Below are 6,300 nucleotides of genomic sequence, written 5' to 3' on the forward strand. Positions count from 1 at the left end.
TGCCCGTACCTCAAATCGAAACACGACTTTTTCAACAGATTCGTCCGAACCCGGTCCGACGCAGACCTTGATCGATCGCTGATCGTAACCTGTGCGAAGGGCAAAAACCGACCCACTGCGGCCGATCCGACCGGCGCAGTCGTGATGACCGCTTTCAAGTTAGAAGGGCCATTTGCCTCTTCGATCTGGCCGTCAAGTCGTGACGAAGCCGACGATGGCTCAAGCGTTCAGGCGTGCGGATGCCACTACTACTAAAATATAATTGCGCTCACATTTGTCTTACAATTGAAAAAATTTGACGGGGATTCCATGGAAACAGACTTTTACGCTCAGCTAGGGTTTCACCGAAACCCCTTCGAGTCCAACACCGCCGAACGTGAGCCTGAGATCGATCAGTATGCGATCCGGCCGCCGTATCTCGATAGAGTACAGGAGGCGGCTCGGTCACTTGGCACCTACACTTTGTGTGGAAGCCGAGGCAGTGGGAAAAGTGCAACCCGCATTACCGTGCAAAGAAACTTGTGGAAGGAGACCGCCGGTCGGCCATTGACCGTCGTCCTCACCAATTTCTCGGTCTTTCGCCAGCACGTCGGCAAGGACACCAGCCTCGGCCTTTACGCCAACCAAGTCTTCTACCTGACGATCGAAGCAACTTTGGCTTGGCTGTCGTCGTTCGATAAAGGTGAAGCTGAGTCCATGCTCAAGGCCCTCAGCAAAGCCGATCGTGCGTTTGTAGACAAAGCCATCGCATGCTTCTATCTGTCTCGGCCGGACAATGCCCGCATGGCTTCCGCGCACGAGTGCTTCGAGCTACTTAACGTGTCTCTGCCACGGCGAAGTCAGATGTGGGTGGAGAAGAAATGGGACTCCGTTTCCAGCACCGTCGTCGACTTGGCAAGCGGTCTCGCCAAGAAATATCTTGACTTCGACGTGGGCAACGTGGACGCGTTTAAGTCGCTGTTGGCAGCGCAGAAAGACGCATGGCAATCCGATGATCCGATTTTCATATTTCACAAAGCAGTGGAGTTCGCAAGGCTGTTTGGCTTTAGCGGGCTGCTTGTTCAGGTGGACAAAATCGACGAAACCGATTGGACGACGAATGACGCGCTCGTCGCTGCACGACTTATCTACCCTATTTTTTCGAACGTGCAGCTACATGAAATTGCTGGGCTCGGATGGTCGTTTTACCTGTTGGATCGTGTCCGGTCAAACTTGAACCTTGAAGAAAAGATGTCCGTCCGCTGGGATCGCCTACCCAATGAAACTATTAAGTGGGAGAAGTCGTATCTTCGACAGCTAGTGGAAGCACGGCTCGACCACTTCTCCAAGAAAAAGGTAACGAAGCTTGCTGATATCTGCGACGGCTCGGTCGATGAAAAAAATGTCTATGACGAGCTGACGCAGCTTGCAGCGATGTCACCGCGCAAACTCGTGACCATTCTCGACACGGTTTTGACCAATCATATCCAGCAGAATCAAGGACATTTCTCCAAACTCACGCGCCAAGCGTTTGACTCCGGGATGGACTTATATTCCACGAAAACCGTTCAGGATGAATTCTCGCCCTCGCACATCGAACAGATAACGAAACTGCCGAGCACCGAATTTAGTAACAAGACAGTTTCAGGCCTTTTCCGCATAAGCCAGCAAGCGTCGAGCAAAAAGATCGAAAACTGGATCGGCGCAGGGCTAGCGCGGACGAACGGGCAAGACCATAGCGGAAGCAAATTGCGACCGGTCGACAAGTTCTTGGTCTCCGATCCCCGTGCCGCGCGCATTATCGAACGCAATTTGCAACTGCATGGCTAGGGTTGCTGGCAAGGTGCGCTTAGGGCGCTGCTTTGCAGCGCTCCCCTTCGAGCACCTTCAGAAGGAAGCCGACGTTTGAATGTCGGCCTGAGAGCATGGTCGACTGGCCGGAGTTGGCCGATAGTTGCCAATTCATATGCAATCGTCGAGACCGTTGCGCGAATGGCAGCGCACGTGCCGGTCGACCAAATGCGAGGGCTATGGCAGGTTCCGGGACTGGAACGGCCGTTCACGCGGCCTCCTCGGCAGCGGTTACCCGACGATCATGTCTCGCGCTAACAATGATCGAGAACTGCGTTTTGAAGCAGCGGTAGCGGATACTGCTGCAAATCTCGCGCCTCTGCCGTACTGGGCGTTCAAACGCCTCGGCCTTTCCCTTAGCTTCGGGGGTTGCCCAAGACTCCCCGTACCGCATCGGGATGCCGGACAGCGAGTTGTTGAATGAGATCTACCAACTCTGATTTCGATGAAAATTTTAGAGTCTGTAGCGCAACATTGCTTTCCTGCGACGCTAGGACTTTCCCAATGATTTCTACAAGATGTTCCTGGCTGATTTGCATCAACTCACCCGGCTCATAATGCGGGATAGGCTGAGGGGTGGTCGCGAGATGCTGCAAGAGCGTGCCCCATGCTGCTTTGCAACTGCCCACTATTTCGTAAAAGTCCGGTTCCCATGTCGTGCTTATTCCTTGGAAGCTCACCGCAGCAGATGCGAAACTGGGGATTGGCATCGGCACCGTATCGTCCGGGAGCCGGACTACCAAGCTTCCTGCCCGGTTGGAAGTATCCCCGGGCATGTTCCAAAGCGTGACTTTAAGTCCGTCGAGTTTATACTGGATCGAGAAAACTGAACCTATCCCGTCTTGCAACAGATGATCAAATAACGTCCACACTACGGCGGTACCTGGCGTGAAATTAGTGACGACTGCCTCGATTTCATAAATCTGCTGTAGGGTTTCTTTCGTGCCTTTGAACGTGCGAGGTTGATTGAGTTCTGCTGGCGCACTTTTCAAATTGCAACCCTTCCAATCAAAGACAACTTCCTCAGAGTCGACAACTTTTTCATTGAACCGCGAATTCAGGTGAGTAATCGTTGCATGTGGCGCGTACCCAACTTGTACGGGACCATACCACGTGCATCCTTCGTTATCAGGGCGCCAGTAAAAGTCAAATCCTTGCTGCCCCTTGCGACGCGCAACTAACTCGAAATTGCCGTTATCACCACTGGACGAATAGTTGCTTTGGATGAACGACACCTCGTCATAATGACCGCTGCCGAAGACGCAAGGACCGGTCCACTCCACAGGGTATATGTCTCCGGGGAAGTGAGTTCCGGCTGCTTGGGTTTGGTAAGCATCCCCGAGATCTTTCCAAAAATGGGCAAGACCACTATCCATGCGGGGTACAACCATCTCATAATGGCCGAAATGGTCGTTGCCAAAAATGGGCCGGTTCTTGTAACCGATACTTCCGTGGATGACACATGGGCGCCCTCTGTAACCGCGTCCTACGACCGAAGGACCCCTCCACGAAACGGGATCTATATTCCAAGTCACGCCGGGAACCGCGAAATAAAACTGCAAATCTCCCTCCGCGCATAGAAGCAGGTTTAAGTCACCGCCAAATATTTTTTGTTTTGGGCTGTCACGCAGAGAATACGAGTCAACGTACCCCGTGCCCCACGGCCCTTCCATCAAGCATATGCCGTCTCCTCGCACTTCCCCAGTCGATTTCAAAAAGCCTAGAAAATGCCAGCTTTTGTCAGGAGGCGTCTCCTCGTTAGTCAGTACTGTAGGGTTGTTGTAACGGGCGAAGAGCGCCGGTTTTCCATCAGCCGTCATGTAGGCTATGTAGAAGTTTTGATGGTTCCCAGGGTCGCCGATAACCAACTTGTTGTTGCCGATAGGATCAGTGAATCCGCCTTGGATCAAGGCGGGATTGTTTTCGACGTTGTCCACACTCGGGATGGGTCGAAACGGGCCATGCCATGTAAATGGAGGACTGTTTTCGCGCCAATACGATTCAAGAACACCATGTGAGTCTGTGTCATTCGGATCGTCCACCTGGCGGACTACAATCAATTCGAAATCGCAATGATCTTCATTATCTGTGAACTGGTAATCGCCTTCGATGAATGAGACGCCTGAGATGCGACCTTCCCCAAATAGGATAGGGCCGTGCCAATCCAACGTCGCAGAATCATTATCACGCCAGTAATGCGCTAAGCCTCCTCCCACCCAAGGAACAATCACCTCGAAGTTTCCCGCATCCCCGTATGTGCTTTGAATGAAGTATCCGCTCATTGAACTCCAAGTCATAGCCGTCTCCGCAGGGAAATTACGAGAGCCTTTAGACGATAGTTCAGTGTCTCATCTAAAGCTAGTTGGGCATCGTCACACCAACAACCGTGACGACTAACGTACTGGCTCAAGCACAATTGGAGTGCGCGCAGCAAGCACGAAGCCGCTCGAAGGACCAAGTCAAGGCCGCGAGCGCCTCCAGAGTAGTCGCAATAGGCTTTCGAGCACGATCCAACCCGCCCCACTCACGAAAATAAGAGCCGCAATATATGCCGTGTCCGACGCTATTTTAAGTGACGACTGCGAAATTATCGGCTGACGGGGAGCGATCAGTGTTTTGGACTTGCCCCCTGCATGACCGGACACGCGGTCACGCTTAGGTTGGAGAGTTTGTTTGCTGGCGAAACTCGCGTAGCGAGCGGTATTTCAGGGCGCTGTGTGGATGTTGTACTGTTGCGACCTCGCCTTCGCTGAACAACCACCTGCCAATGTACGAACTGCGCCTAATCGCGAACTGCGCATAGGGGTCGGGCAGGCGCGTTCGAATTTCCCGGCTGGCGGACATTCGCTGCCGCGCCGTGTGCGGTTCAACGAATGGCGGTTATGGCCAAAGACTTGTCTTCTGGAGCGACGACGTGAATGGCTGCTGCGCGGCTGAAAGCTGCCATAGAGGCGGCAGCGCGTTCAATGTCGGGAGTGGGTCGTAAAACGTCTCCCGCCATCTTGAACACAGCCTCATCTGCACGGTGCCTGACGTCGACTGCCGAGCGCGGCAAGCCATGGATTTGCCCGTCTTCCCGGCAGTCCAGTCAATTCCGGGCTTTCGAGTCCAGCTAATCGTGCCGTTAGTCCAACGAATTCGGTTTTCCGACAATTGATTCTCGGACCGTGACATAGCCGGGTGCTCGCGATACTGTATATTTATACAGTATCATAGCTGAATCAATTCTTGCCAGAACGACCATGGACACTCGTGCGAGGAAACGGAATTCGTGAGACTGGTGGTACCTTTCGTAAGACTGGAAAAACGGAAATCGTAAGACTTCCCGGACGTAGACGGAAGCCGAGGGTTGAACGGTCGGCGATAGGACCGCCGACGCGGGCTGCGGTTACTAAATTGCGAGGCCATCCGCCAAGGGCCGCAGCCGACCGATGCTGTTGAAAAAGTCGCTGCTCTGCTTTCTCAAATCGCCGGTGAGAAAAACGACCCCTTAGATCGGCCTACAAACCGCTGGCGAACGCAGGTTAAGGGTAGGAAGACCCCTAAAAACCTTTTGAGAGAGACGGTCAGCGACTTTTTCAACAGCATCGACCCCAAGCGGTCCGTCGATGCGCTCCAAAGCGGTCATTGGGCGCGTCGTCCCGGGTAACCGTGCTATAACTTGGCGGCCTCGGGTTCTCTCGGTGGTATCGGATATGCTCCGTGCGCGTATTATTGTCGGCTGCACGGAAGAAGCGTACGGGATTGGCCCCGATTGCAAGCCCGAGTACGAGCCCGAACCCATCAGGGAGCACCAGGATGAAATCGACCACAGTCTCGACCATGGCGGCCACGACCGTCGCACTACTTTTTGCCGCGCAGGTGGTCGCTGCGGGACCTACGGTCGACCTTTCCTACAAGGCCACGCGCTTCGGCGCATCCGAGCAAACATTCCTCCAGCAGCACGCTGGCGAGAACTTCGTCTGCGCCGATGCTCCACCATCAAGTGTCGGTCGCTGGTGTTCCAGCAAATCGACAACGTTCGGCAACGAGCCTTCGAGCACAATCGCGCAATTTCTGAATGACCGGCTCGTGCTGATTACGATCAGTTTCGCGCCACCGGCGAGCGACGTGGCGGACGCCGCCTTCGACGTGGCCATGACGAGCCAGTTTCAACAGCGCTACGGCAATCCCAGTGCGGAGTACTGGCCCGGGCAGACCTCGCAGGGCGCACCGTTCTGGAAAAAGGTCTGGCACTTGAAGGGTGGCGCGGCGATCACCTACATACATTTCGACATCGACGCGAACGGCTCTCGCCTTGAACAGCGGAACGTGTTTCTGCAGTCGAAGGAAGCCGACAAGCTGATCACGCAACACAAGCCGTCCGATATGTGATGCACTCTACGGCGGATCACCAAGTCCTCTCTCGAATGGCCTAAAGTGGCCGAACCCAGAACTTTCTGCAGCCGGACATGCTCTTCCTGAGGGCCA

At 54.2% G+C, this 6,300-nt stretch carries 4 protein-coding genes; 3 read left to right on the forward strand and 1 reads right to left on the reverse strand.

The features are described 5' to 3' along the window. Both P0D96_RS47245 and P0D96_RS47250 read left to right on the forward strand, forming a co-directional pair. The coding region (locus P0D96_RS47245; protein WP_408321136.1) for a hypothetical protein at nucleotides 1-255 on the forward strand (255 nt) is incomplete at its 5' end. A gap of 54 nt (nucleotides 256-309) precedes the next feature. Continuing rightward, complete coding sequence (locus P0D96_RS47250; protein WP_408321138.1) at nucleotides 310-1,809, forward strand: hypothetical protein; 1,500 nt, start codon at nucleotides 310-312, stop codon at nucleotides 1,807-1,809. Between the two features lie 377 nt (nucleotides 1,810-2,186). On the opposite strand, the gene P0D96_RS47255 is transcribed toward P0D96_RS47250, so the two are convergent. Beyond that, nucleotides 2,187-4,127 (reverse strand): hypothetical protein, encoded by a 1,941-nt coding sequence (locus P0D96_RS47255; protein ID WP_408321140.1) that lies wholly within the window; start codon nucleotides 4,125-4,127, stop codon nucleotides 2,187-2,189. A gap of 1,501 nt (nucleotides 4,128-5,628) precedes the next feature. Between P0D96_RS47255 and P0D96_RS47260 the strand changes: the two genes are divergently transcribed. Further along, entirely contained in the window at nucleotides 5,629-6,204 is a 576-nt protein-coding gene (locus tag P0D96_RS47260; RefSeq protein WP_408321142.1) for a hypothetical protein, read from the forward strand. Nucleotides 6,205-6,300: the final 96 nt, after the last annotated feature.

Origin of the sequence: Paraburkholderia sp. RL17-347-BIC-D, assembly GCF_046027915.1 — a bacterium.
Taxonomy (GTDB): domain Bacteria; phylum Pseudomonadota; class Gammaproteobacteria; order Burkholderiales; family Burkholderiaceae; genus Paraburkholderia.